This is a genomic window from Citrobacter sp. RHB35-C21, assembly GCF_013816515.1.
In the GTDB taxonomy this organism is placed as follows: Bacteria; Pseudomonadota; Gammaproteobacteria; order Enterobacterales; family Enterobacteriaceae; genus Citrobacter; species Citrobacter braakii.
Genome location: NZ_CP057147.1, coordinates 2,717,420 through 2,742,030, shown reverse-complemented (window position 1 = coordinate 2,742,030; position 24,611 = coordinate 2,717,420). Strand labels below are relative to the sequence as shown.

Annotated in this window: 26 protein-coding genes; 14 read left to right on the top strand and 12 right to left on the bottom strand. The window is 50.9% G+C overall.

Annotation, left to right across the window (positions count from 1 at the left end; all coding sequences use genetic code 11):
• Window positions 1-24: 24 nt before the first annotated feature.
• Window positions 25-333, bottom strand: a complete 309-nt coding sequence (locus HVZ39_RS13365; RefSeq protein WP_085951053.1) for a DUF1161 domain-containing protein — start codon at window positions 331-333, stop codon at window positions 25-27.
• A 102-nt stretch (window positions 334-435) separates the two neighbouring features.
• On the opposite strand from HVZ39_RS13365, the gene HVZ39_RS13360 reads away from it, so the two are divergent.
• The gene (locus HVZ39_RS13360; RefSeq protein WP_181628646.1) at window positions 436-1,146 is read left to right on the top strand and encodes a YnfC family lipoprotein; all 711 of its coding nucleotides are present in this window, start codon (window positions 436-438) and stop codon (window positions 1,144-1,146) included.
• Window positions 1,147-1,153: 7 nt separating this feature from the next.
• Here the strand turns inward: HVZ39_RS13360 and speG are convergent, their stop codons facing one another.
• Both speG and HVZ39_RS13350 read right to left on the bottom strand, forming a co-directional pair.
• On the bottom strand, window positions 1,154-1,714 hold the full coding sequence (gene speG / locus HVZ39_RS13355) for a spermidine N1-acetyltransferase (RefSeq protein ID WP_006684613.1): 561 nt from the start codon (window positions 1,712-1,714) through the stop codon (window positions 1,154-1,156).
• Window positions 1,715-1,749: 35 nt separating this feature from the next.
• Complete coding sequence (locus HVZ39_RS13350; RefSeq protein WP_016153054.1) at window positions 1,750-2,091, bottom strand: DUF1283 family protein; 342 nt, start codon at window positions 2,089-2,091, stop codon at window positions 1,750-1,752.
• A gap of 153 nt (window positions 2,092-2,244) precedes the next feature.
• Here HVZ39_RS13350 and HVZ39_RS13345 point away from each other — a divergent pair, with 153 nt between their 5' ends.
• The 5 genes from HVZ39_RS13345 (at window position 2,245) to HVZ39_RS13325 (ending at window position 7,991) form a co-directional block, all read left to right on the top strand.
• The gene (locus HVZ39_RS13345; RefSeq protein WP_016153055.1) at window positions 2,245-2,571 is read left to right on the top strand and encodes a YnfA family protein; all 327 of its coding nucleotides are present in this window, start codon (window positions 2,245-2,247) and stop codon (window positions 2,569-2,571) included.
• Between the two features lie 107 nt (window positions 2,572-2,678).
• A complete protein-coding gene (gene rspA / locus HVZ39_RS13340; protein ID WP_016153056.1) occupies window positions 2,679-3,893 on the top strand; it encodes a starvation-sensing protein RspA in 1,215 nt (404 codons plus the stop codon).
• A gap of 13 nt (window positions 3,894-3,906) precedes the next feature.
• Window positions 3,907-4,926, top strand: coding sequence for a Zn-dependent oxidoreductase (locus tag HVZ39_RS13335; protein WP_181632525.1), 1,020 nt, complete (start codon window positions 3,907-3,909; stop codon window positions 4,924-4,926).
• A gap of 53 nt (window positions 4,927-4,979) precedes the next feature.
• Window positions 4,980-6,359 carry an MFS transporter gene (locus tag HVZ39_RS13330; RefSeq protein ID WP_181632524.1) on the top strand — a complete coding sequence of 460 codons (1,380 nt, stop codon included), beginning with the start codon at window positions 4,980-4,982 and terminating at the stop codon, window positions 6,357-6,359.
• A gap of 165 nt (window positions 6,360-6,524) precedes the next feature.
• Window positions 6,525-7,991: a mannitol dehydrogenase family protein gene (locus tag HVZ39_RS13325; protein ID WP_016156476.1), complete on the top strand. Its 1,467-nt coding sequence runs from the start codon at window positions 6,525-6,527 to the stop codon at window positions 7,989-7,991.
• 74 nt (window positions 7,992-8,065) lie between these two features.
• On the opposite strand, the gene ydfZ is transcribed toward HVZ39_RS13325, so the two are convergent.
• From ydfZ to ydfG, 3 genes are all read right to left on the bottom strand, one after another.
• Window positions 8,066-8,269, bottom strand: coding sequence for a putative selenium delivery protein YdfZ (gene ydfZ, locus HVZ39_RS13320; protein WP_003032393.1), 204 nt, complete (start codon window positions 8,267-8,269; stop codon window positions 8,066-8,068).
• A gap of 178 nt (window positions 8,270-8,447) precedes the next feature.
• Window positions 8,448-9,134, bottom strand: coding sequence for a GntR family transcriptional regulator (locus HVZ39_RS13315; RefSeq protein WP_016153060.1), 687 nt, complete (start codon window positions 9,132-9,134; stop codon window positions 8,448-8,450).
• Window positions 9,135-9,220: 86 nt separating this feature from the next.
• Window positions 9,221-9,967: a bifunctional NADP-dependent 3-hydroxy acid dehydrogenase/3-hydroxypropionate dehydrogenase YdfG gene (gene ydfG, locus HVZ39_RS13310; protein ID WP_016153061.1), complete on the bottom strand. Its 747-nt coding sequence runs from the start codon at window positions 9,965-9,967 to the stop codon at window positions 9,221-9,223.
• Window positions 9,968-10,104: 137 nt separating this feature from the next.
• Here ydfG and dcp point away from each other — a divergent pair, with 137 nt between their 5' ends.
• On the top strand, window positions 10,105-12,150 hold the full coding sequence (gene dcp / locus HVZ39_RS13305; protein ID WP_181632523.1) for a peptidyl-dipeptidase Dcp: 2,046 nt from the start codon (window positions 10,105-10,107) through the stop codon (window positions 12,148-12,150).
• Window positions 12,151-12,889: 739 nt separating this feature from the next.
• Here dcp and mgtS read toward each other — a convergent pair.
• Window positions 12,890-12,985 carry a protein MgtS gene (gene mgtS / locus HVZ39_RS13300; RefSeq protein ID WP_003032406.1) on the bottom strand — a complete coding sequence of 32 codons (96 nt, stop codon included), beginning with the start codon at window positions 12,983-12,985 and terminating at the stop codon, window positions 12,890-12,892.
• A 486-nt stretch (window positions 12,986-13,471) separates the two neighbouring features.
• Between mgtS and urtA the strand changes: the two genes are divergently transcribed.
• Genes urtA through urtE form a run of 5 tightly spaced genes read left to right on the top strand, consistent with a single transcriptional unit; the run spans window position 13,472 to window position 18,939 of the window.
• Window positions 13,472-14,743, top strand: coding sequence for an urea ABC transporter substrate-binding protein (gene urtA / locus HVZ39_RS13295; RefSeq protein WP_016156478.1), 1,272 nt, complete (start codon window positions 13,472-13,474; stop codon window positions 14,741-14,743).
• A 43-nt stretch (window positions 14,744-14,786) separates the two neighbouring features.
• Window positions 14,787-16,361 (top strand): urea ABC transporter permease subunit UrtB, encoded by a 1,575-nt coding sequence (urtB, locus tag HVZ39_RS13290; RefSeq protein ID WP_181632522.1) that lies wholly within the window; start codon window positions 14,787-14,789, stop codon window positions 16,359-16,361.
• Entirely contained in the window at window positions 16,361-17,434 is a 1,074-nt protein-coding gene (urtC, locus tag HVZ39_RS13285; RefSeq protein WP_046276388.1) for an urea ABC transporter permease subunit UrtC, read from the top strand. Before urtB ends, urtC begins: the two co-directional genes overlap by 1 nt.
• A complete protein-coding gene (gene urtD, locus HVZ39_RS13280) occupies window positions 17,434-18,231 on the top strand; it encodes an urea ABC transporter ATP-binding protein UrtD (RefSeq protein ID WP_016153067.1) in 798 nt (265 codons plus the stop codon). Before urtC ends, urtD begins: the two co-directional genes overlap by 1 nt.
• 9 nt (window positions 18,232-18,240) lie before the next feature.
• Window positions 18,241-18,939: an urea ABC transporter ATP-binding subunit UrtE gene (gene urtE / locus HVZ39_RS13275; protein ID WP_181632521.1), complete on the top strand. Its 699-nt coding sequence runs from the start codon at window positions 18,241-18,243 to the stop codon at window positions 18,937-18,939.
• A 40-nt stretch (window positions 18,940-18,979) separates the two neighbouring features.
• On the opposite strand, the gene ydeE is transcribed toward urtE, so the two are convergent.
• On the bottom strand, window positions 18,980-20,167 hold the full coding sequence (gene ydeE, locus HVZ39_RS13270; RefSeq protein ID WP_047359042.1) for an efflux MFS transporter YdeE: 1,188 nt from the start codon (window positions 20,165-20,167) through the stop codon (window positions 18,980-18,982).
• 198 nt (window positions 20,168-20,365) lie between these two features.
• On the opposite strand from ydeE, the gene eamA reads away from it, so the two are divergent.
• Window positions 20,366-21,265 (top strand): O-acetylserine/cysteine exporter, encoded by a 900-nt coding sequence (eamA, locus tag HVZ39_RS13265; RefSeq protein ID WP_131350748.1) that lies wholly within the window; start codon window positions 20,366-20,368, stop codon window positions 21,263-21,265.
• Window positions 21,266-21,296: 31 nt separating this feature from the next.
• On the opposite strand, the gene marB is transcribed toward eamA, so the two are convergent.
• From marB to marR, 3 genes are read right to left on the bottom strand one after another with little or no spacing between them, the layout of a single operon-like run.
• Window positions 21,297-21,515 carry a multiple antibiotic resistance protein MarB gene (gene marB, locus HVZ39_RS13260; RefSeq protein WP_016153071.1) on the bottom strand — a complete coding sequence of 73 codons (219 nt, stop codon included), beginning with the start codon at window positions 21,513-21,515 and terminating at the stop codon, window positions 21,297-21,299.
• Between the two features lie 30 nt (window positions 21,516-21,545).
• Window positions 21,546-21,929 carry an MDR efflux pump AcrAB transcriptional activator MarA gene (marA, locus tag HVZ39_RS13255; protein ID WP_003032424.1) on the bottom strand — a complete coding sequence of 128 codons (384 nt, stop codon included), beginning with the start codon at window positions 21,927-21,929 and terminating at the stop codon, window positions 21,546-21,548.
• An 18-nt stretch (window positions 21,930-21,947) separates the two neighbouring features.
• Window positions 21,948-22,382, bottom strand: coding sequence for a multiple antibiotic resistance transcriptional regulator MarR (marR, locus tag HVZ39_RS13250; RefSeq protein ID WP_016156485.1), 435 nt, complete (start codon window positions 22,380-22,382; stop codon window positions 21,948-21,950).
• A 257-nt stretch (window positions 22,383-22,639) separates the two neighbouring features.
• Between marR and HVZ39_RS13245 the strand changes: the two genes are divergently transcribed.
• On the top strand, window positions 22,640-23,305 hold the full coding sequence (locus HVZ39_RS13245; RefSeq protein ID WP_016153073.1) for a MarC family NAAT transporter: 666 nt from the start codon (window positions 22,640-22,642) through the stop codon (window positions 23,303-23,305).
• A gap of 35 nt (window positions 23,306-23,340) precedes the next feature.
• Here the strand turns inward: HVZ39_RS13245 and HVZ39_RS13240 are convergent, their stop codons facing one another.
• Window positions 23,341-24,537 carry a sugar transporter gene (locus tag HVZ39_RS13240; RefSeq protein WP_019076778.1) on the bottom strand — a complete coding sequence of 399 codons (1,197 nt, stop codon included), beginning with the start codon at window positions 24,535-24,537 and terminating at the stop codon, window positions 23,341-23,343.
• Window positions 24,538-24,611: the final 74 nt, after the last annotated feature.

Here is a 24,611-nt window from a genome sequence, read left to right as displayed (position 1 = left end):
CCCTCCGCGCACGGAGGGCGTGATTTATTGCGGTTCGGCGACGTGCCCGTCCTGGGCAGGGGTGCTATTGGCAGGGGCGTTGCCACTGTTGGTTCGGGTATAGAGAATTTTGTGCGTATCGTTTGCACAATGTCCCACGACCAGTGAATCAGGCTGATCGGCCTGATCGTTGGGAACAATGTTCAGCGTAAAGCTGGATTCAGCAACGCCATTATTAATGATCCGCTGTTCGATATCGCTTTTCACGCGTTCACATGACGCCGGTGCCGCCAAAACCTGCGGGGACGCGACGGCCAGTAAGAGCGCGGCAATTCCTGTTATGTATTTCATCATCAGCTCCTTTATGATCGACCTGGACTAAGATTAGCATTTCTGGTGTAAATAACTGTATTTGCTAATATGATTGAGAATTATCTTCTTATCCCGGTGAAAAATGTGAAGAAAAAGATCTTGTTAGGTTTCCTGTGCGTCGTGTTGGCCGGGTGTGATAACGCCAAAGGCCTGGATTCCTTTACGCCGGAAATGGCCAGTTTTTCCAATGAATTTGATTTCGATCCGCTGCGCGGGCCGGTAAAAGATTTCAGCCAGACGCTGCTTAATGACAAAGGTGAAGTCACCAAGCGCGTTGTCGGTACGCTCTCACAGGAAGGGTGCTTCGATACGCTTGAATTGCATGATATTGAAAGCAATACCGGCATGGCGCTGGTCCTGGATGCTAACTATTACCGGGACGCCAAAACGCTGGAAAAACGGATCCGCTTACAGGGTAAATGTCAGTTAGCAGAACTGCCTGCGGCGGGCGTGGTATGGGATACCGACGATAACGGTTTTGTCGTTTCCGCCACGGGAAAAGAGATGAAGGTGCAATATCGCTATGATGCGGAAGGCTACCCGCTGGGTAAAACCACCATCAATAAGGACAATACCTTGCAGGTTGATGCCAAACCGTCGGTTGACCCGTTGAAGAAGCTGGATTACACCGCGGTAAGCCTGCTCAATAACCATCCGTTAGGTAATGTAAAACAAACGTGCAAGTATGATGACTATGCTAATCCGGTCAACTGCCAGCTTGTTATCGTTGACGAGAGCGTGAAGCCGGCAGTTGAACACCATTACTCGATTGAAAACACCATCGATTACTATTAGTCAGTCTTTACTGAGCGGTAGGTTGCAGCAGGTTAGGACCTGACGTTTTATGTTCTGCCAGATACTGCTGCTGGAAGATACACATGCGGATTGTGTTGCGGTATTGGCCGTTGATAAAGAATTCATGAATCAGTTCGCCTTCGACCATAAAGCCGAGTTTACGGTAGATGTGGATGGCTTTTTCGTTCTCTTTATCAACGATCAGATACAGCTTATATAAGTTAAGTACGGTAAAGCCGTAATCCATCGCCAGCTTAGCAGCCCGGGAAGCCAAACCTTTGCCCTGATATTCCGGCGAAATAATGATCTGGAATTCTGCCCGGCGGTGCACATGGTTAATTTCAACCAGCTCCACCAGTCCGGCTTTTTCACCGTCGCATTCCACAACAAAGCGACGTTCGCTTTGGTCGTGGATATGCTTGTCATACAGATCTGACAGCTCAACAAATGCTTCGTAAGGTTCTTCAAACCAGTAACGCATTACGCTGGCGTTGTTATCAAGCTGATGGACAAATCGTAAATCTTCACGCTCCAGCGGGCGCAGCTTAACACTGAGGGCGCTAGTCATATCGTATCCTTTCAATATCTTTCAAAGTGCAATCATTATGGGGCAACGGTGCGGCCAGTGCGTCGGTCGAGGCAGCGCAGGGTGTTGGGCTCCCAGTACGCATTAATATTAGCGCTCTGTTCGCATTTATCACGGCTATCGAAAGCAGCGTCGGTTTTGTCCCACTCTTTCTCTGCACGCTTGTTGACCTTCTGGCGTAGCTGACGCGTATCGTTCCATTGTTCCTTTTCCATTGCTGCCTGTTGACGACTTTGCGCACTGTCCCCGGATTCAATGATCAGTTTACTGGTTTCAGCAAATGCGGAAGAGGTGTACACAGCCGCAGCCAGCGTCAGCATAGCCGTCAGGCACAGGCGTTTGGTCAGTGTAATATTCATGGTGAATTCCTTTTATGGGAAAGGGAAAAAACAATAAAACAGGGCTAAATTCTACACTATTCTGGCTTGCGGGCATACCCACTCAGCGGAGATGGATACGCTAACGACATTCTGTCGTATCATGGTTAAACCAAAGGTAACTGAATAACATCAATGCTTAAGACCACATTCCTTTTTTTCATCACCGCGTTATGCGAAATCATTGGCTGCTTTTTACCCTGGCTCTGGCTTAAGCGAGGGGCTACGGCCTGGCTGCTGATACCCGCCGGGATGTCACTGGCCTTATTCGTCTGGTTACTGACGCTGCATCCGGCAGCAAGCGGGCGTGTGTACGCGGCCTATGGTGGAGTTTACGTGGTGACAGCGCTGCTATGGCTACGCATTGTTGACGGCGTAAAACTTAGCCTGTACGACTGGTCAGGCGCGCTGGTGGCATTGTGCGGCATGCTGATTATTGTGGCTGGGTGGGGGCGCGCATAGCGCCTTTTTTGTGATCAATCAGCGTTTTTTTGATCTTCATACTTGTATGGTAGTAGCTCAGTTGGGTAAATTTCCTGCATCACAAGAACAAATGCAAGGAATAAGAGATGAAGATTGTTGGGGCTGAAGTGTTTGTCACCTGTCCGGGGCGTAATTTTGTCACGTTGAAAATTACGACAGACGATGGGATCACTGGGCTGGGAGATGCCACGTTAAACGGACGCGAGTTATCCGTAGCGTCGTATCTGAAAGATCATGTTTGTCCGCAGCTGATTGGTCGCGATGCGCACCGAATTGAGGATATCTGGCAGTTTTTCTACAAAGGCGCGTACTGGCGTCGTGGTCCGGTCACCATGTCGGCGATTTCCGCGGTGGATATGGCATTGTGGGACATCAAAGCGAAAGCGGCGAATATGCCGTTGTACCAGCTGCTCGGCGGTGCATCTCGTGAAGGCGTTATGGTTTACTGTCACACCACAGGCCATACCGTTGATGACGTACTCGAAGATTATGCGCGCCATAAAGAGATGGGCTTTAAAGCAATTCGCGTGCAGTGCGGCGTGCCGGGTATGAAAACCACTTACGGTATGTCTAAAGGCAAAGGACTGGCCTACGAACCCGCCACCAAAGGGCAGTGGCCAGAAGAGCAGTTATGGTCAACGGAGAAGTACCTCGATTTTACACCAACACTGTTTGAAGCCGTGCGCGACAAGTTTGGTTTCAACGAACATCTTCTGCACGATATGCACCACCGTCTGACGCCAATTGAAGCGGCCCGTTTCGGCAAAAGCATCGAGCAATACCGTCTGTTCTGGATGGAAGACCCAACCCCGGCTGAAAACCAGGAATGCTTCCGCCTGATCCGCCAGCATACGGTCACGCCGATTGCGGTAGGGGAAGTTTTCAACAGCATCTGGGACTGCAAACAGCTTATCGAAGAGCAATTGATCGACTATATCCGCACCACCATCACCCATGCGGGCGGTATCACTGGCATGCGTCGAATTGCCGATTTCGCGTCGCTGTATCAGGTACGTACCGGTTCGCATGGACCTTCCGATCTGTCTCCAGTATGCATGGCCGCCGCGTTGCACTTTGATCTGTGGGTGCCGAACTTCGGCGTACAGGAATATATGGGGTATTCCGAGCAAATGTTGGAAGTGTTCCCGCACAACTGGACCTTTGATAACGGCTATATGCATCCTGGAGACAAACCAGGTCTTGGGATCGAGTTTGATGAAAAGCTGGCGGCGAAATATCCGTATGACCCTGCATATCTGCCTGTTGCTCGTCTGGAAGATGGCACGTTGTGGAACTGGTAAGGAGTGATTTGCTATGAAAAGTATTGTGATTGAAAAACCGAATACGCTGAATATTGCCGAGCTACCGGTACCAGAACCCTCTGCAGGCGAAGTCAGGGTTAGGGTGAAACTGGCGGGAATTTGTGGTTCTGACAGCCATATTTATCGCGGACACAATCCATTTGCAAAATACCCACGTGTGATTGGTCGCGAGTTTTTTGGCGTGATTGATGCGGTAGGTGAAGGTGTTGACCGTTCGCGAATGGGCGAGCGAGTATCCGTTGATCCGGTTATCAGTTGCGGACATTGTTATCCCTGTTCAATTGGTAAACCTAACGTTTGCACATCGCTGGTGGTGCTGGGCGTGCATCGCGATGGCGGTTTTAGCGAGTACGCTGTCGTGCCAGAGAAAAATGCCTGGACGATCCCCGACGCCGTGCCTGATGAGCATGCCGTTATGGTTGAGCCTTTTACCATCGCCGCAAACGTAACCGGGCAAATAAATCCAACAGAAAACGATATTGCGCTGATTTATGGCGCGGGTCCTATGGGGCTGACCACCGTACAGGCGCTTAAACGTGTCTATAAAGTAAAAACCGTGGTGATTGCTGACAGAATCGATGAACGCCTTAGCATGGCGAAGCAGTGCGGTGCAGACTGGGCAGTCAATAATAGTCAGCAATCGTTGCAAGATTTCCTGACGGAAAAAGGGCTAAAACCGACCATCATTGTGGATGCAGCTTGTCATCCATCTATTTTACAGGAGGCTATCACGCTGGCATCGCCAGCCGCGCGGATTGTTCTGATGGGCTTCTCCAGCGATCCTTGTCAGATTGTTCAACAAGGCATTACCGGGAAAGAACTTTCAATTTATTCCTCAAGATTAAATGCGAACAAATTCCCGGTTGTTATTGATTGGTTAGTCAACGGACTTATCGATCCTAACCAACTTATTACCCATACTTTTGACTATCACCACGTTACCGACGCAATTGAATTGTTTGAGAAAGATCAGCAGCACTGCTGCAAAGTTTTACTCACATTCACTGAATAATATAAATAACTGCGAGTAAGTGGTACGCATCTTACCTCTTAGAGATAGCCAATATGAATCAAGAAAAACACGAAAGATCAACGAAGGATCTGGTCAGAGCCGCCGTATCCGGATGGTTAGGTACTGCGCTCGAGTTTATGGATTTCCAATTATATTCTCTGGGTGCCGCGCTGGTATTCCATGAGATATTTTTCCCGGAACAGTCTGCAGCGATGGCGCTCATTTTAGCAATGGGTACCTATGGTGCAGGATATATTGCTCGTATCGTCGGAGCATTTATATTTGGCAAAATGGGAGATAGCATTGGGCGTAAAAAGGTGCTGTTTATTACCATCACCATGATGGGGATCTGCACAACATTAATCGGCGTACTGCCAACGTATGCGCAAATCGGTATCTTTGCTCCCGTATTGCTGGTGACGCTGCGTATCGTACAAGGGCTTGGCGCGGGGGCTGAAATCTCGGGCGCAGGGACTATGCTTGCTGAGTATGCGCCAAAAGGCAAACGCGGCATCATTTCCTCGCTTGTCGCCATGGGGACAAACTGTGGAACCCTTAGTGCAACTGCTATCTGGGCGGTGATGTTCTTTGCTCTTGACCGGGAAGAACTGTTAGCCTGGGGCTGGCGAATTCCGTTCCTGGCAAGTGTCGTGGTAATGATTTTTGCCATCTGGTTACGTATGAACCTCAAAGAAAGTCCGGTATTTGAGAAAGTTAATGATGAGGAAAATTCTCCAGCATTAAATAATTCGTCGGAAAATACACTAGGGGCGATGTTTACCAGTAAATCCTTCTGGCTGGCAACCGGTTTACGGTTTGGACAGGCGGGTAACTCTGGGTTAATCCAAACCTTCCTTGCTGGGTATTTAGTGCAGACGTTGTTATTTGATAAATCAATACCCACCGATGCTTTAATGATTAGTTCGGTACTAGGATTTATTACGATACCGCTTCTCGGCTGGTTGTCTGATAAATTTGGTCGCCGGTTGCCTTATATTATTCTGAATATTTCGGCAATTATTCTGGCTTACCCAATGCTCTCAATCGTCGTGGATAAAACGTATAGTCCGGGCGTTATTATGACGGCACTGATTGTTATTCATAACTTTGCCGTATTGGGATTATTTGCTCTCGAAAATATTACCATGGCGGAAATGTTCGGCGCCCGTAACCGATTCACACGCATGGCGATTTCAAAAGAGGCGGGTGGGCTGGTTGCCGTTGGTTTTGGTCCGGTTCTGGCTGGCATCTTCTGCAACATGACTAACTCCTGGTGGCCAATTCTGGTGATGGTCATCGCCTACTCACTGATCGGTTTGGTTTCCGCGCTGCTGATGCCAGAAGTGAAAGACCGCGATCTGAGTGCGCTTGAGGATGCTGCCGAGGTGAGTAAAGCCGATAAGGTGCGTTGTTCAGCGACCCAGGCAAGCTAATCCACAGCAGCAGCATGAACGGAGGCGCTCGTTCTCCGTTTATGCTGGTACACAGCTTTAAGTGATGTCATACCAATCATAAAAAGCTTAATGCAAATCAAAACATACAACCATACAGGCGTTACTCTGAATCAATCCTGATTTCATTGATAAGTAGGTCATACCATGCAAAACAAGCTCTTAACGGCAAAGGCTGCACTTCCCGACTACGATCGTACAAAACTGGTCCCGCGTATTGTTCATCTGGGGTTTGGCGCATTTCACCGCGCACATCAGGGGGTTTACGCTGACATTCTCGCTGCGGATCACGGCAGTGACTGGGGCTATTGCGAAGTGAACCTGATTGGCGGCGAGCAGCAAATTGCCGATCTGAAACAGCAAGATAACCTGTATACCGTTGCAGAAATGTCTGCGGATGCTTGGACTGCAAGAGTCGTGGGCGTGGTGAAAAATGCGCTGCATGCGCAGGTTGATGGTCTGGAAAGCGTACTGGCTGCGATGAGTGAACCGCAGGTTGCGATTGTTTCCCTGACCATTACCGAGAAAGGGTATTGCCATTCTCCGGCGACCGGTCAATTGATGTTAGACAACCCGATGATTGCCGCCGATCTACAAAACCCAAAACAGCCAAAAACTGCGCCAGGCGTTGTGGTTGAGGCGCTTGCACGTCGCAAAGCTGCGGGTTTAGCCGCTTTTACCGTGATGTCCTGCGACAACATGCCGGAAAACGGTCATGTGATGCGCAATGTTGTCACCGCGTATGCCCGGGCGGTGGATGCGGAACTGGCTGCGTGGATCGAACAACATGTCACATTCCCGTCGACAATGGTTGACCGCATTGTCCCTGCAGTTACCCAGGATACGCTGGACAAAATTGAACACATTACCGGCGTACGCGATCCGGCAGGCGTGGCATGTGAACCGTTCCGTCAGTGGGTTATTGAAGATAACTTTGTCGCTGGCCGCCCTGAATGGGAGAAGGCGGGAGCGGAGCTGGTTGCTGATGTCATTCCGTTTGAAGAGATGAAACTGCGTATGCTCAACGGCAGCCACTCTTTCCTTGCTTATCTGGGATATCTGGCGGGATATCAGCACATTAACGATTGCATGGGCGATGAAAATTATCGCCTCGCCGCGCGCGCGCTAATGTTGCAGGAACAAGCGCCCACGTTAAAAGTGAAAGGAGTGGATCTTCCGCACTATGCCGATCTGTTAATTGAGCGCTACAGCAACCCGGCACTGCGTCATCGCACCTGGCAGATCGCGATGGACGGCAGTCAAAAACTGCCGCAGCGTATGCTGGACTCCGTTCGCTGGCACATTGTGCACGGTAGCCATTTTGAACTGCTGGCGCTGGGCGTGGCTGGCTGGATGCGTTACGTCGGCGGTGTCGATGATCAGGGCCAGGCGATTGAAATCAGCGATCCGCTGTTACCGGTGATCCAGAAAGCGGTGCATAGCAGTAACGAGGGCGAAGATCGTGTCCAGGCGCTGCTGGCGATCGATGCTATTTTTGGTCGTGAACTGCCGCAGGTAGAATTGTTCAAGAATCAGGTCACACAAGCCTATCTTGCTTTACTGGCTGAAGGGGCGAAAGCAACCGTTGCGAAGTATGCAGCAAAACTGAAGTAACGAGAACATCATTTAAGTCGCCATCTGGCTATAAACGGGCCAGATGGCGCATTGTTTTCTGGCATTCACACCAATTAGTTCATGCCCAAACGAATCAGTTCGAGGGGGGCATATTTACCTTCACACCCTTCGATTTCCACTGTTTTCCCGCGGCGAATTTGCTCAGCGGTCAGGCCATCGGTATCTATCGCTGTAATGCGGCCTGTAAGTCCGGTGTCGCTAATCATGACGCGGCTGCCAGTGGTGATTGCGTTACGGTTACGATCGTATGTTTTCATGGTGTTTTCTCCTTTCCAACTTACCGTCAAAGCCCGTGGGCTCTAGTCCCACGTAACGGGCGCAATATAAATACGCTTCTCGTTAATGATTTTTTTTGTTTTCGATCAAAATCACAGCTTTTTTTATGCAGATGTGCGGGAGAGGAGAAACTCACCTCGGTGTGAGGTGAGCGTAATATTAATCTTCGCTGAACCAGTCACTATTTTCCTGACGGATTAGCTGAACGGACTCACCAATTTCCTGGAGATGCAGCATCATTGCGCGCTCTACGGCATCGCCATCATGTTTCTCAAGTGCGGTAAAAATATCGTGATGCTGACGCAGCAGCATTTCAGGCGGAGAGATATGATCCAGGCTCATATAACGAACGCGGTCAATCGTGGCCTTAATATTCTCAACGGTGTCCCAGGCGAGTTGGCACTCGGCGATTAAAGCCAGTTTCTGATGAAATTCGTCATCTAGCTGGAAGAAATCATTGATTTGTTTTCGATCAATCGCGATGCGTTGCTGATGCAGATTTTGTTCGAGCTGATAGCACTGTTTATCAGTGATCAGTGATGCGGCGCGGCGGACCACGGCACATTCAATTGCCTGGCGAACAAAACAGCCGTTTTGCACCTGCGACAGCGAAATTTTATTTACGTAGCTGCCACGCTGCGGGCGGATCTGAATCAGACCGTTCTCTGCCAGTTTGATGAATGCTTCTCGTACCGGCTGGCGTGACACATTAAAGCGTACGGAAACCTCTTTCTCCGACAGCGGCGTACCGGGTGCAATCAGACAGTGCACGATATCACGACGAAGAATACGGTAAATCTGTTGATTTACCGGTTGTGTAGGGTTGAGCTGCGTTTCTACGGTCATTCATTCTTACTTTTTAGAGAGTTAACCCGGAGATTTTATCACTTATTTCAGGCTATCTATACCCGGCGCAAGGCCGGGCAGAGAAATTAGCTCCGATGAATACTCAGTCCGGCAAAAGACTGTGTGACAGGCATCATTTCAAGGGTGTTAATGTTGACATGAGCGGGTAAAGACGCCACCCACCATACCGCTTCTGTAACATCTTGCGGGGTCAGCGCAGTGGTATTTTCGTAGGCTTTTTCAGCTTTAGCATCATCGCCTTTGAAACGTACGTTAGAGAATTCCGTACCGCCAACCAGACCCGGTTCAATGTCGGTAACGCGAATCGCAGTGCCGTGTAAGTCAGTACGTAAATTCAGGCTAAACTGGCGAACAAACGCTTTGGTCGCACCGTAGACGTTCCCACCAGCGTATGGCCAACTGCCCGCGGTAGAACCGATATTGATAATATGACCGCGGTTGCGCTCAACCATGCCTGGCAGAACGGCACGGGTCATATAAACCAGGCCTTTGTTGTTGGTGTCGATCATATTTTCCCAGTCTTCAACGCTGGCCTTGTGGGCTGGCTCAAGGCCCAGCGCCAGACCCGCATTGTTGACCAGAACATCAATATCGCGCCATTCAGCGGGTAAGGCGTTCAGCATCTCTTCAATTGATGCACGATTACGTACGTCCAGTTGCGCGGTATAGAGGCGGTCACCCAGCTCATCTTTGAGTTCCTGCAGGCGCTCCTGGCGGCGTCCGGTGGCAATAACTTTATGCCCATTCTCAATAAAACGACGCGTAATGCACTCACCAAAACCTGCGGTTGCTCCGGTTACTAAAACGATCATCTCACTGTTCCTCAACGCTTTTTATGTAGTACTACCATAGCACGTCATTTCCGTTCAGAGCTATTCCTGCTTAACGCGATTGCGGTCGATTCCCGGGAAGTCTACTCTGGTAAACAAATCGTTTTCAGGAGTGAAAGATGTCGTTAACGAATCCATTTTTACACCACAGCACATTGCCGTATCAGGCGCCGCAGTTTGATCAGATCGACGTGCAACATTATCGTCCAGCGTTTGATGAAGGCGTGCGGCAAAAACGCGCCGAGATCGACGCTATTGTGCAAAACTCACAGGTTCCTGATTTTGCTAATACGTTGTTGGCGCTTGAACAAAGCGGGGTGCTGCTCACGCGCGTGACCAGCGTTTTCTTCGCGATGACGGCGGCGCACACCAACGATGAACTACAGCGCCTTGACGAAGAGTTTTCCGCAGAGCTGGCGAACCTTGCCAATGATATTTATCTCAATGGCGCGCTTTTCGCCCGTGTCGAAGCTGTCTGGCAACGGCGTGGTACGTTAAGTCTGGATAGCGAATCAATACGTCTGCTGGAGGTTGTGTATCAGCGTTTTGTACTGGCCGGCGCCCGTCTGAACGAGACCGATAAAGCCAAACTTAAAGCGCTCAATACGGAGTCAGCCACGCTGACCAGCCAGTTCAATCAACGGTTGCTGGCAGCAAACACGTCAGGTGCTATGGTGGTGGATGATATCCGGCATCTGGAGGGGCTGAGCACAGAAGAAATTGCCGTTGCTGCCGAAGCTGCAAGGGCGAAAGGGCTTGAAGCGCGTTGGGTTATCCCGCTATTAAACACAACACAGCAACCGGCGCTTGCGGTTTTACGCGATCGTCAGACCCGCGAAAAACTGTTCACCCGCGCATGGACGCGGGCTGAAAATGATGATGGCAACGACACGCGAGCTATTATTCAGCGACTGGTAGCAATCCGGATGCAGCAGGCGCAACTGCTTGGTTTTGCCAATTACGCAGCCTGGAAAATTGCCGACCAGATGGCAAAAACGCCGGAAGCGGCACTGACATTTATGCGATCTATTGTTCCAGCCGCGCGGGCGAGGGCGTTGGATGAGCAGGCTGAAATCCAGAACGTTATCTTTCAAGAACACGAGTCGTTTAGCGCCGAGGCCTGGGACTGGTCGTTTTATGCCGAGCAGGTCCGTCGTGAGAAATATGACCTTGATGAGGCACAGCTCAAACCTTACTTTGCCCTGGATTCGGTGCTGAACGAGGGCGTTTTCTGGACGGCCAATCAACTCTTTGGCATCAAATTCGTTGAGCGATTCGACATTCCGGTTTATCACCCGGATGTTCGGGTATGGGAAATATTCGATCATGATGGCGTAGGGTTGGCGCTATTTTACGGTGATTTCTTTGCCCGGGAATCAAAAAGCGGCGGAGCCTGGATGGGCAATTTTGTCGAGCAATCGCTGCTTAACGAAACCAGACCGGTTATTTACAACGTCTGTAATTATCAAAAACCTGCGCAGGATCAGCCTGCATTGCTGCTGTGGGATGATGTTATTACGCTATTTCATGAATTTGGACATACATTGCACGGTCTGTTCGCCACTCAGCGTTATGCCACGCTTTCTGGAACCAACACTCCGCGTGATTTTGTCGAGTTTCCTTCACAGATCAACGAACACTGGGCGAGCCATCCTCAGGTCTTTGCCCGTTTTGCCCGACATGTTGATACCGGGGAGCAAATGCCGCAGGCATTGCGGGATAAAATGCAGCGGGCCAGTCTGTTTAACAAAGGTTACGACATGACCGAACTGCTCAGCGCTGCATTGCTGGATATGCGCTGGCACTCTCTGGAGTTGAGCGAGTCATCTCATCCGGTCGATCAATTTGAACAGCAGGCGCTGGCGGCGGAAGGTTTGGATCTCAAGGCTGTGCCGCCGCGTTATCGCAGCAGTTATTTTGCCCATATCTTCGGTGGCGGTTATGCCGCAGGTTATTATGCCTATCTGTGGACGCAAATGCTGGCCGATGACGGCTATCAGTGGTTCGTAGAGCAGGGCGGATTAACCCGTGAAAACGGACAGAAATTCCGCGAAGCAATTTTGTCCCGCGGAAACAGCACTGATTTAACTGAACTTTATCGCCAGTGGAGCGGGCGTGAACCGCGCATGGAACCCATGCTGGAACATCGTGGCTTGAGCGCTTAAGACAGGTCAGCCAGAAAATTGAACCGGGCGTGGTGCCCGGTTGTTAGCTGGATTTTTTCTTCAGCAAAATGAATCGTTGTTGGGTATTGATGCCTTGCATCTCATAGAGACGCTCGGGTAGGGAGTGCTGCTGGTGAAAGGTCGGCATTGTTTTCCTGTTCTTACGTTACTTGACTGGTTTGCTTTGGGAAGGAAGGTAGGTATTGCCGCAGTTGGGGCAGACTAACGTTATGTTGTTTTTTATTCTCGACAGGCTGTGCATTGACTGGCGGCAGCAGTGAGGACAGGTACTTTTCACTGGTCGTAAAGTACGCATCTTAATATCTTTGAGTATCGACATATTGATTGTCCTTGTGATGGGGTGCTTACCATACACTATGAAGCAATAAATAGCTCATTTTATAACCATTGCGATGACATGGATTACTGTACGGTTTGCAAGAATCTTATGAGCGGCCAACATGTCTTATAGAAGGTAGTTACGTTTCGTTTAACGTTCATTGGGGTTGTCGATGATAGATTAGCCAACTATCCGTTATCTTCGCAGGGAATTGCCAGGTAGCGTATAAAAGCAAAACACAAATCTATCCATGCAAGCATTTACCGCTGGTTTATCCGGCGGTTTTTTTTATCTGTACATCAGGGAAAAGGTGCCGGGAGGGGGAATTCAGGTAAAAAAATGGCCCCTTGTGCAGCTACGCAGCAAGGGGCCGGGTCGGTTCAGGACTATCTCCGTTCATCAATCATCCCATCTGTGGCTAAAATACGCGGCCAGGAAACCGGAAAATAAAATAATTCCCAGAACAGCCATAAAAATATTCATATTACCCAGCATAGTAAATGCTCCTTTATTTGTGAGTTTCCTCTCTTACCTTAAGTTCACCTCGCTTATGACTATAGTAGCAATTCAATCTTAAACAAAGGCTGAACTGTGTGATTATTTCGGCGGAAAAGTAAAATTTTGACGTGATTACGTCGGGAAAAATAAATAATAGTGACAAGGCTCGGTTATCTGCGAACAAATAACCATGTTTTTATACCGGGGCGCGCCGTTATGACCGTGTGTGACAGACACACATTGTTGCACGTTTATAATGCAGAGTTGTCTCATTGTGGTTCAATCTTTCACGCGATTAATCCTTCTAGCGGCAAAAATTAATACTGATTTTTGTGTCTAAAATTCTAATTCATTGATTTTATATGATGTTTTAATATCTGGCATCGTTTTTGCCTTATCACTTCTGAATACCCTTAATTTGCACCGTTTTGTCTGCCCGGCTGCACCGGAGCTTTCAACAAGACTAATTTCAGGAGTGAAACTATGCAGCGTCGTACATTTTTAAAAGCTTTTGCGCTTTCCGCCTCTGTTGTCGCAATGGGAATGAGTTTTAGTGTTCAGGCGGCCGACACTATTAAGGTTGGCATCATGCATTCGTTATCCGGCACCATGGCTATTTCCGAAACGCCGCTGAAAGATGTGGCGTTGATGACTATTAATGAAATCAATGCGCAGGGCGGTGTATTGGGCAAAAAGCTGGAACCGGTGGTGGTTGACCCGGCTTCGAACTGGCCGTTATTTGCTGAAAAAGCACGTCAGTTACTGAGCCAGGACAAGGTAGCGGCGGTTTTCGGCTGCTGGACATCGGTTTCGCGTAAATCGGTTTTACCGGTATTTGAAGAATTGAACGGTCTGCTGTTTTACCCGGTGCAATATGAAGGAGAGGAGATGTCGCCTAACGTCTTCTATACCGGCGCTGCGCCTAACCAGCAGGCGATCCCGGCGGTTGAGTATCTGATGAGTGAGGACGGCGGCAGCGCTAAGCGCTTCTACCTGCTGGGTACGGACTATGTCTATCCGCGTACGACTAACAAAATTTTACGCGCCTTTTTGCATTCGAAAGGCGTGGCCGATAAAGACATCGAAGAGGTGTATACCCCATTCGGACACAGTGATTACCAGACCATTGTTGCCAGTATTAAAAAATTCGCCGCAGGGGGAAAAACGGCGGTGGTATCGACCATCAACGGGGATTCTAACGTTCCATTCTATAAAGAGTTAGCGAACCAGGGCCTGAAAGCCACGGATGTACCTGTGGTGGCATTCTCTGTGGGTGAGGAGGAGTTGCGCGGTATCGATACTAAACCGCTGGTGGGCAACCTGGCTGCGTGGAACTACTTTGAGTCCGTAGATAATGCGGCCAACAAGAAGTTCGTCGCGGATTACCGGGCGTATGCCAAAGCGCATAAGCTACCGAATGCTGATTCGGTGGTGACCAACGACCCTATGGAAGCCACTTATGTTGGCCTGCATATGTGGGCGCAGGCAGTAGAAAAAGCCGGAACTACCGATGTGGATAAAGTCCGGGCGGCTATGGCAGGACAATCATTCGCGGCACCATCAGGATTTACCCTGACCATGGATGCGACCAACCATCACCTGCATAAACCCGTCATGATTGGCGAGATTGAAGGCAACGGCCAGTTTAACGTGGTGTGGCAAACCGAAGCGCCGGTTCGCGCCCAGCCGTGGAGTCCATATATCGCCGGTAATGATAAAAAATCTGAACAGCCCGTTAAAACCGCCAGCAACTGATCTTACGCCCTCCTGCGGGAGGGCTACGCTTTGGAGAATGCTCATGAAAGCCATGCGCTTTATTCGTGGTGTGTTGTTGCTGACGTGGCTTTTGCCGTGGATAGCGCAGGCCGCAGATGCCGATACCTTTACCGCCGCCAACCGGACTCAGCAGGCCGCCTTGCTAGAACAATGGTCGGTAAAACCCGACGTTCAACGCTTGCCGGTGCTCAAAGCGCTGAGTGACGAGAACCTGCTGACAGATAACGCGAAAAACGCGTTCATCATGAACGGCTCGCACGTACAACCGCTAGGAATGGCGGCAGGTCCGAACGGCGAGCTAAAAAAAATCCGCCTGACTAACCGCCTGCGTAATCTGGTTGCCGGAACCTTGGCCGTCCACCAGCTATTAAGTGACGGTGTCACGCAAAGGAGCGGGGCAGCGCGTACATTACAGCGTGAGGCCCAGCCGGGGATGCTGCCGTTTCTGCAGCAACGACTGGCCCAGGAGCCCGATGCTGACGTGAAATCCTTACTGGCTATTGCACTGGCAAACCTGCAACTGACCAGCACCTCGCCTGAGATCAGACGTCAGGCAATCGAACTGCTAGGGGCGTCGAACGATCCTGAAACCCAGGCGCGCCTGCAGCCATTCACCCATGCTGAACATGAACCTGATGCCCGCGTTCGTGCTGCCGCTGACGAAAGCCTGAATGCCATCGCGCATCGCATGAAGGTTGGCGATCTTCTTGGACAGGCATTTATGGGATTGTCGCTGGGCTCCATTTTGCTGCTGGCGGCATTGGGTCTGGCGATAACCTACGGCTTACTTGGCGTCATTAATATGGCGCATGGTGAGATGTTAATGCTCGGCGCTTACGGTACCTGGATGGTGCAACAGCTGATGGGCCAGTTTTTCCCGCAATGGTTGGCCTGGTATCCGGTTATTGCGCTTCCGGTCGCCTTTTTGCTTACCGCTGGGGTTGGAATGCTACTCGAGCGCGGAGTGATCCGCCATTTATACGGGCGTCCGCTCGAAACCCTGCTGGCAACGTGGGGGATCAGTCTGATGCTTATCCAGTTGGTGCGTATGTCCTTCGGCGCGCAAAACCTTGAAGTTGCTAATCCGGAATGGCTTTCCGGGGGCATTCAGGTTTATGCCAATCTGATTTTGCCGTGGAACCGAATTGTGGTGCTTGGCTTTGCCATTCTGGTGCTGTTCTTCACCTGGCTGTTGTTGAATAAAACCCGTCTCGGACTGCGCGTACGTGCGGTGACGCAAAATCGCAATATGGCGGCTTGCTGCGGCGTACCTACCGGACGTGTGGATATGTTGGCCTTTGGTCTTGGTTCAGGGATTGCCGGACTGGGGGGCGTAGCGCTCTCGCAGTTAGGCAACGTAGGACCGGAGCTAGGGCAAAGCTACATTATCGATTCGTTTCTGGTGGTGGTGCTGGGCGGCGTGGGACAACTCGCGGGGAGTGTAGCCGCTGCGTTTGGGCTTGGGATTTTCAACAAAATTCTTGAGCCTCAGGTGGGAGCGGTTCTCGGTAAGATTATGATTCTGGTGCTGATTATTTTGTTTATTCAGAAACGTCCTCAGGGGCTGTTCGCGTTGAAAGGGAGGGTTATTGACTGATGACGATGCCAATGACATTAACGCTGGCGCGTAAAGCGCCGCGCGCGACACGCATCCTGGGGCTGGGTTTACTGCTGGCGCTGATTATTCTGCCGTTTCTGGCGCTGTTACCTGCGGATCATCCGCTGGCCATATCGGTGTGGACATTGACTCTGGCCGGGAAAATTCTCTGCTATGCCATTGTGGCGGTGGCACTGGATCTGGTGTGGGGCTATGCGGGAATGCTCTCGCTGGGCCACGGTATTTTCTTTGCGCTGGGGGGATATGCGATGGGAATGTATCTGATGCGCCAGGCTTCCGGCGAAGGATTACCGGCCTTTATGTCGTTTCTGTCGTGGACCGAGCTGCCCTGGTTTTGGTGGGGAACGCAACATTTTATCTGGGCGATGTTGTTGGTTGTGCTGGTGCCGGGCCTGCTGGCGCTGGTATTTGGCTGGTTTGCCTTCCGTTCAAAAATCAAAGGGGTCTATTTCTCCATCATGACTCAGGCCCTGACTTTCGCCGGAATGTTACTGTTTTTCCGCAACGAAACCGGTTTTGGGGGAAATAACGGTTTTACCGGTTTTACCACCATTCTGGGATTTCCGGTGACCGCGACCTCAACCCGTATCGCACTGTTTCTGGCGACGGTCATGCTGCTGGTGCTGGCAATATGGCTGGGACTGGCGCTGGCCCGCAGTAAGTTTGGTCGAATTCTCACTGCCGTGCGCGACGCCGAGAACCGTCTGATGTTCTGTGGTTACGATCCGAAAGGTTTCAAGCTGCTGGTGTGGACGCTTTCCGCCGTGCTGTGCGGCCTGGCGGGGGCGTTGTATGTTCCGCAGGTGGGAATCATTAACCCCAGCGAAATGTCGCCGACCAACTCGATAGAAGCGGCGATTTGGGTTGCCCTCGGCGGGCGTGGAACCCTGATTGGCCCGGTATTTGGTGCCGTACTGGTGAACGGCGCTAAAAGCCTGTTTACCGTCATTATGCCGGAATACTGGCAACTGTTTCTTGGCCTGATCTTTATTGGCGTTACGTTGTTTTTACCTCGTGGTGTGATGGGTCTGTTTCGCAAGGGAGACAAATAATGCAGCCAGATGAAGGGCTTTTTACTCGCCAGATGCCAGGCGATCGGTTTCGCAACCAAACGGACCCGGTGCTCCAGTTGGAAAAAATTAACGTTAACTTCGATGGCTTCCAGGCGTTAACGGATCTCACGCTCAATATTGGCGTTGGGGAGCTGCGTTGCATCATTGGTCCCAACGGTGCCGGAAAAACGACGCTAATGGATGTTATTACTGGCAAAACCAGGCCGCAAAGTGGTCGGGCGATATACGATCAGTCGACCGATTTAACAACGCTGGATCCCATCGCCATTGCACGTCAGGGAATTGGGCGGAAGTTTCAGAAACCCACGGTATTTGAAGCGTTAACGGTAGAGGAGAATCTGGAGCTGGCGCTGAAAAGCGATAAATCTGTCTGGGGTTCTTTACGGGCGCGCCTCACCGGCGAACAACGGGATCGTATAGATGAAATACTGGCGCTGTTGCGGCTGGGCAACGAGCGGGCCCGCCGCGCCGGGCTGCTTTCTCACGGGCAAAAACAGTTTCTCGAAATTGGCATGCTGTTGGTACAGGAGCCGCATTTACTGCTGCTGGATGAACCCGCGGCGGGCATGACGGATGCGGAGACGGAATACACTGCGGAACTGTTTCGTAAGCTTGCCGGGAAGCACTCGCTGATGGTTGTTGAGCACGATATGGGATTTGTAGAAACCATTGCCGATCGCGTCACGGTCTTACACCAGGGACGCGTTCTGGCTCAGGGAAGTCTGCGCGAAGTGCAGGCCAACGAGCAGGTTATTGAAGTTTATCTCGGGCGTTAAGGAGCACAGATGCTGCAGGTGAAAGAACTGAATCAATATTATGGTGGCAGCCATATTCTGCGAGGTGTGAACTTTGAGGCGCATATCGGCGAGGTGACATGTCTGCTGGGGCGTAACGGCGTGGGGAAAACGACGCTTCTGAAGTGCCTGATGGGGCTTATTCCTGCCCGCAGCGGGAGTGTGCTCTGGCAGGAGAAAAATGTCACTCTCTGGAAGCCGCATCAGCGGGTCAGGGCCGGTGTGGCGTATGTACCACAGGGTCGCGATATTTTCCCGCGTCTGACGGTAGAAGAGAACCTGCTGCTCGGCCTTTCCCGTTTTTCAGCACAGGAGGCCAGACGTGTGCCGGATGATATCTATGCGCTTTTTCCAGTGCTACAGGAGATGAAACATCGGCGGGGCGGAGATTTGTCCGGCGGGCAACAGCAGCAACTGGCGATTGGACGAGCGCTGGCCAGTCGCCCGCAGTTGTTGATCCTCGATGAGCCCACGGAGGGGATCCAGCCGTCAGTGATTAAAGAAATTGGGCAGGTGATTTCTCAACTGGCGCACCGGGGTGACATGGCCATTTTGCTGGTGGAGCAGTTCTATGATTTTGCGCAGCAACTGGCCGACAAATACTTACTCATGTCGCGAGGCAGCATTATTCAAAGCGGTGACGGTAAAAATATGGAGTCCGACGGCGTTCGAGGGCTGGTCGCCATTTGAGATTCGCGACAGAGCAGCTTTGGCTCTGTCGCGATCATCATTAGCAGACCGCCGTCTGGCCCCAGGGTTTGGCGCGCATGCCTTTTATCATTAGCGCCCAGGCAAGAACGATCGCCACCATCAGCGCCACAAACAGCGACCACGGCGGCAATGTGGTTAAAATGACGCCGCTGACTAATGGGTTTACCGCTGCGCCCAACCAGCCTAACGACTGGGCGGAAAAATAGCTGGCTTTCATTCCTGCAGGCGCGATGTTGTCGATGAGCATGTATTCACCCGGTGCGTAAATGACTTCGCCGATAGTGAAAAAGGCCGCAGAAATGCCCCATAACACCAGGTTGTTGCCGGAGAAGGTAAAGCCAACCAGACCGACCACAAAGAACAGAGTGCCCACAGTCATTAGCGGGCGGATATTGGTGGCGGTGAGCCTGCGCCCGAGGGCATATTGCAGTGATACCACAATGGCGGCGTTAACAGGCAGGACGACTGCCACCACTTTCTCGGCAAAATCACCGTCTGCAACCACCATAACGTATTGCGAAATACAGGATGCGAAGGCACCACCAACGAATGACGCCAAAAATGCTGACAGCGTAAACCAGAATAATGCTCTGTCGCGTAGCAGTACCGAGGGGGACCAAACTGCGGCGTTCAAACCTTCTGATGCTGCTGGTGAACGTTTTACCCAGGTCTGGATAAACACCAGAGGGAGTGCTGAACATGCAGCAGCGAGCCAGAACGGCAGGTTAATGCTTTGCATCACCAGTAGCGTGCCCAGCGGTGGGCCTACGGTCCAGCCGATGTTCAGCACGGTATAGTTAAGCGAGAAAATTTTAGTCTTGTTGGTCGCCGAGAGATTATCGGCAAACCAGGCTTTCAGCACCGTGGCGAAGACGGAGTAGGCGCAGTTGATCAGGGCAAAGAGCAAAACCACTACCACTACGTTATGCACCAGTGGAATAGCAATAAAGCCAGAGGCAAAGCCGCAGATAGCCAGCAGCATATAGCGTTTTTTATCAAACTTGTCGGCCAGAATACCAAAGCCAAGGCTGAACACGACGCCAATGGTCAGTGCGACCGTCATCGCATAACCGATCAGGTCGACGCTCAGATTGTACTGTCGGCTGAGGTAGATCGTCATAAAGGGCAGCGTGGCGCCACGCCCAATCGTTAATAACAATGATGACGCGAGTAACGCGAGAGTGGACCTTCTCAGAGAGATATTCATTTTCCTGCCCGACAATGCATGTTGTTATGTTTTTTTTAGATATCAGAAACAAATAGCATGCTAAAAGTGTGATGTACACTCAATAAGTTGTCCGAAAATGCCCTGTGTGGCCTACCTGAATTAATGATCTGTTACGGCACAACGATTTCCGTTACTTTAATTTGTTTACAAAAATTTAATATTCGCAGGGGCGGTGGTATGTCGCGTAAAGACGGGTTATTAGCGTTACTGGTCGTTGTGGTTTGGGGGCTGAACTTTGTCGTCATCAAAGTGGGGCTACACAATATGCCACCCTTAATGCTGGCTGGGTTGCGTTTTTTACTGGTGGCATTTCCGGCGATTTTCTTTGTTGCCCGGCCGAAAATTCCGCTTTCACTGCTGCTCGGCTATGGGCTGACCATCAGTTTTGGGCAGTTCGCGTTTCTCTTTAGCGCCATCAAATTCGGTATGCCTGCCGGGTTAGCTTCTTTGGTATTACAGGCTCAGGCGTTTTTCACCATCATTCTGGGGGCATTCGCCTTTGGTGAACGTTTGCAAGGTAAACAACGGGTAGGAATTGCGCTGGCCATATTTGGCGTGCTGGTGCTGATTGAGGCCAGTCTGAACGGACAGCATGTCGGCATGCTCGGTTTTATGCTGACGCTGGCGGCGGCGCTAAGCTGGGCCAGCGGTAATATCTTTAATAAAAAAATCATGCAGCATACGTCACGCCCGGCGGTGATGTCGTTGGTGGTATGGAGTGCGTTGATTCCTGTTGTCCCATTCTTCCTCGCCTCAATACTTCTCGATGGCCCAACGCAAATCATCCAAAGTCTGGTGGCGATAGATATGACCACCATTCTGTCACTGGTTTATCTGGCGTTTGTGGCGACCATTGTGGGTTATGGCATCTGGGGATCTTTACTCGGGCGTTATGAAACCTGGCGTGTCGCGCCGTTGTCGCTGTTGGTGCCGGTTGTTGGACTGGCGAGCGCGGCCGTGCTGCTGGATGAAACGCTTACCGGATTACAACTGCTCGGTGCGCTGCTGATCATGGCAGGATTGTACATTAATGTGTTTGGCTTTCGGTTGCGTAAGACTGCGCAGGCGAGAGGGTAAAAAAAAGCCCCGCAGTGACGGGGCAAAAAAATTACAGGTTGCGCATATTGTAATAAGGCACACCTAATTCGTCGGATTTGTCGCTGCCTGCACCCATATGATTAAAATCGAACGGGGACCGATCGTGCGCAGGCGGCATAATCATCGCGTCACGACTGTTTTGTGTGGCAGGTTGCGCGGTCTGTTCCGCCATGCTCTGGCCCGAAACAACATACAGCAGGGCCAGCATCGCATAAGACAGAAGTTTCATGATTTCCTCGGTTACGTCGTTAACTGGCGATTAGCAATTACATTGATTGAGTGGCAGCAAATAGCGTGATTCGCCGTGCATATTCGTCATACGGTATTTATGCGGCGGAACATCAAAATAGTTTTTGAATGTCCGGGTCAGCGTTTGCTGGGACTCAAAGCCGTAACGCTCCGCCAGATAAAGGATCGGCTCGTTACTCTCTTTTAATTTTTGCGCTATTTCAGTCATTTTACGGCTACGGATGTATTGACCCAGTGAATGACCGGTTTCTTTTTTAAACATCCGTTGCAGGTGCCATTTGGAGTAACCTGAACGCTCTGACACCTTTTCCAGCGAGAGCGGCGATTCAAGGTTATTTTCGATCCAGTCCAAAATGCTATGAATAGTGATTGTGTCAGTATTGCGTCTGGACATCGTCATACCTCTTTCTGTTTACGGCAGGATTTTCTTAAGCAAATGCTCAAGCGTGGTCACTTCATCCGCCGTTAAGTTTTTTGTTAGTTCCTGGTGCAGGTCTTGCCCTACTAATTGATGACACTGCTCGCAAATTGCCGCGCCATGCTCGGTGAGTTTCACCAGCACGCCTCGCTTGTCATGTGGATTCGGAAGCCTTTCTATCCAGCCTTTACAGGCCAGCCTGTCCAGCATCCGCGTCAGGGCGCCGAGATCGACAGACAGCACTTTTTTCAATTCGACAGGGGTAATACACACCGCGCAACGGATGGAGCAGAGCACCTTGAACTGTGATGCCGTGATATCCAGCGGTGACAGATAGTCGTTTAGCAAACGATCTTTTTTCTGATTAACCATGTAGATCAAACGACCCAGTGGGATGATTTCGTTAAACAGATCACTGGTGCTTTTCACAATGGTTGCCCTGGCAAGTAGTTAGTCACGGCTGATATTATTGCTTAGGCAAATATAAGTCAAATGAATGGGTCAGCAAATGCCACGTTTTGCTAAATCATCAGACTCAATTTCTGGCGAGTGGAATTTTAACGGTTTGAAAATTATGGCTTATACGTGCGGATGAAAAATGAATCCTTACACCGCGAAAATGGCTTATCTCCCGGATTTCACCGTATACTTGCCGTTGACGATTAACGCACAGGAAAGATGACATTATGATGGACTTGTTTAAAGCAATAGGACTGGGGCTGGTAGTCCTGTTACCGTTGGCAAACCCGTTAACCACCGTGGCGTTGTTCCTCGGCCTTGCCGGCAACATGAACAGCGCAGAGCGTAACCGTCAGTCACTCATGGCGTCCGTTTACGTGTTTGCCATCATGATGGTGGCGTATTATGCCGGACAACTGGTGATGAATACCTTCGGGATTTCGATTCCCGGGTTACGTATCGCGGGTGGGTTAATCGTTGCGTTTATCGGCTTTCGAATGTTGTTTCCACAGCAGAAGGCACATGACTCTCCGGAAGCGAGAAGCAAATCAGAAGAACTGGAAGATGAACCGACGGCCAATATTGCATTTGTTCCGCTGGCCATGCCAAGCACCGCGGGTCCGGGTACGATTGCAATGATCATCAGCTCGGCGTCCACCGTGCGTCATGGGGCTGAGTTTCCGGACTGGGTGATAATGGTCGCACCGCCGATTATTTTTGCCGTGGTCGGGGTTATCTTGTGGGGCTGTTTGCGCAGTTCAGGCGGGATCATGCGCCTGGTCGGCAAAGGCGGTATTGAGGCGATCTCCCGTCTGATGGGCTTCCTGCTGGTATGTATGGGCGTGCAGTTTATTATTAACGGCGTGCTGGAAATCATTAAAACTTACGCTTAAAACAACGTGCCCGGTATTGTCTACCGGGCACGCTTTTATGAATGCTGAGGCTGCTCTTCCAGTGATACTGGCCATTTACGGAAGATAATCACCGACCATATGAACGCCACAACCGCAGGCACTGCACCTACGTAACCAATCGTAGACATTGACCAGTGCAGACTCACCTGATTTCCCACCAGCGCGCCAGCGCCTATCCCGATATTAAAGATACCTGAGAAAAGGGCCATTGCGACGTCGGTGGCATCCGGGGCCAGCGCCAGCACTTTCACCTGCATACCCAGGCCTATCAACATAATGGCGATGCCCCAGAATATACTCAGGACGGCCAGATGCATTTCGCTGTCCGCTGCGGGCAGTAACAGCACCAGGCACACCGTCAGCAGGGCAATGGCGCTACTAATCAATACGGAAGCATGTTGATTACCCAGCTTGCCAAAAATGACGCTACCGACAATACCCGCGCCACCCAGAACCAGCAGCAGCACGGTGGCAAAGTTTGCGCTCAGCCCGGCGACAGTCTGTACAAACGGTTCGATATAGCTGTAGGCCGTGTAATGCGCGGTGACCACAATCACCGTCAGCAGATACAGGCTCATCAATGCCGGACGGCGGAATAAAACCGGCAGGCTTTTTAATGAACCGGAATGCTCACTGGGTAATTTTGGCAGGAGCTTAATCAAGCAAAGTAGGGTGACTAACGCCCCCATACCGATGGCGAAGAAGGTAGTACGCCAGCCAAAATACTGACCAACGATGCGCCCGATAGGCAGACCCAACACCATCGCCAGCGCGGTGCCGGTCGCAATCAGGCTGAGAGCCTGCGCGCGTTTCCCGGCTGGAGCCAGGCGAATCGCCAGCGATGCGGTGATCGACCAGAAAATAGCGTGGGCAAAAGCAATACCGATACGACTGATCACCAGCACGGTAAAATTCCATGCCAGGAAAGAGAGAACGTGGCTGGCGATAAAAACGACAAACAGGCAGATCAGAAGTTTGCGGCGTTCTACCTGGCTGGTAAGCAGCATGAAAGGCAGCGACATCAGGGCGACAACCCAGGCGTAGATCGTCAGCATGATCCCGACCTGAGCGGTCTGCATATTAAAACTTTGTGCGATGTCGGATAACAAACCGACAGGGACAAACTCAGTGGTATTGAAAATAAAACCGGCAATGGCAAGCGTAACTACCCGAAGCCACGCGACCTTGCGGGAAACAGTGTCTGTTGTCATATCAATTAGGTGGATTAGCTGCGAAAAGGTAAGGCCACGATCTTAAAACTTTTGCTGGCTAAAATACAATCATT

Excerpts from the sequence above, each read along its gene's own strand:
- urtC (WP_046276388.1), top strand. The coding sequence starts at position 16,361 with ATGACGATGCCAATGACATTAACGCTGGCGCGTAAAGCGCCGCGCGCG.
- marA (WP_003032424.1), bottom strand. The coding sequence starts at position 21,929 with ATGTCCAGACGCAATACTGACACAATCACTATTCATAGCATTTTGGAC.
- ydfZ (WP_003032393.1), bottom strand. The coding sequence starts at position 8,269 with ATGAAAACATACGATCGTAACCGTAACGCAATCACCACTGGCAGCCGC.
- HVZ39_RS13325 (WP_016156476.1), top strand. The coding sequence starts at position 6,525 with ATGCAAAACAAGCTCTTAACGGCAAAGGCTGCACTTCCCGACTACGAT.
- HVZ39_RS13335 (WP_181632525.1), top strand. The coding sequence starts at position 3,907 with ATGAAAAGTATTGTGATTGAAAAACCGAATACGCTGAATATTGCCGAG.
- HVZ39_RS13240 (WP_019076778.1), bottom strand. The coding sequence starts at position 24,537 with ATGACAACAGACACTGTTTCCCGCAAGGTCGCGTGGCTTCGGGTAGTT.
- urtE (WP_181632521.1), top strand. The coding sequence starts at position 18,241 with ATGCTGCAGGTGAAAGAACTGAATCAATATTATGGTGGCAGCCATATT.
- dcp (WP_181632523.1), top strand. The coding sequence starts at position 10,105 with ATGTCGTTAACGAATCCATTTTTACACCACAGCACATTGCCGTATCAG.
- HVZ39_RS13330 (WP_181632524.1), top strand. The coding sequence starts at position 4,980 with ATGAATCAAGAAAAACACGAAAGATCAACGAAGGATCTGGTCAGAGCC.
- HVZ39_RS13245 (WP_016153073.1), top strand. The coding sequence starts at position 22,640 with ATGATGGACTTGTTTAAAGCAATAGGACTGGGGCTGGTAGTCCTGTTA.
- urtB (WP_181632522.1), top strand. The coding sequence starts at position 14,787 with ATGAAAGCCATGCGCTTTATTCGTGGTGTGTTGTTGCTGACGTGGCTT.
- ydeE (WP_047359042.1), bottom strand. The coding sequence starts at position 20,167 with ATGAATATCTCTCTGAGAAGGTCCACTCTCGCGTTACTCGCGTCATCA.
- HVZ39_RS13350 (WP_016153054.1), bottom strand. The coding sequence starts at position 2,091 with ATGAATATTACACTGACCAAACGCCTGTGCCTGACGGCTATGCTGACG.
- marB (WP_016153071.1), bottom strand. The coding sequence starts at position 21,515 with ATGAAACTTCTGTCTTATGCGATGCTGGCCCTGCTGTATGTTGTTTCG.
- urtD (WP_016153067.1), top strand. The coding sequence starts at position 17,434 with ATGCAGCCAGATGAAGGGCTTTTTACTCGCCAGATGCCAGGCGATCGG.
- HVZ39_RS13315 (WP_016153060.1), bottom strand. The coding sequence starts at position 9,134 with ATGACCGTAGAAACGCAGCTCAACCCTACACAACCGGTAAATCAACAG.
- urtA (WP_016156478.1), top strand. The coding sequence starts at position 13,472 with ATGCAGCGTCGTACATTTTTAAAAGCTTTTGCGCTTTCCGCCTCTGTT.
- eamA (WP_131350748.1), top strand. The coding sequence starts at position 20,366 with ATGTCGCGTAAAGACGGGTTATTAGCGTTACTGGTCGTTGTGGTTTGG.
- HVZ39_RS13365 (WP_085951053.1), bottom strand. The coding sequence starts at position 333 with ATGATGAAATACATAACAGGAATTGCCGCGCTCTTACTGGCCGTCGCG.
- ydfG (WP_016153061.1), bottom strand. The coding sequence starts at position 9,967 with ATGATCGTTTTAGTAACCGGAGCAACCGCAGGTTTTGGTGAGTGCATT.
- mgtS (WP_003032406.1), bottom strand. The coding sequence starts at position 12,985 with ATGCTGGGTAATATGAATATTTTTATGGCTGTTCTGGGAATTATTTTA.
- HVZ39_RS13345 (WP_016153055.1), top strand. The coding sequence starts at position 2,245 with ATGCTTAAGACCACATTCCTTTTTTTCATCACCGCGTTATGCGAAATC.
- rspA (WP_016153056.1), top strand. The coding sequence starts at position 2,679 with ATGAAGATTGTTGGGGCTGAAGTGTTTGTCACCTGTCCGGGGCGTAAT.
- speG (WP_006684613.1), bottom strand. The coding sequence starts at position 1,714 with ATGACTAGCGCCCTCAGTGTTAAGCTGCGCCCGCTGGAGCGTGAAGAT.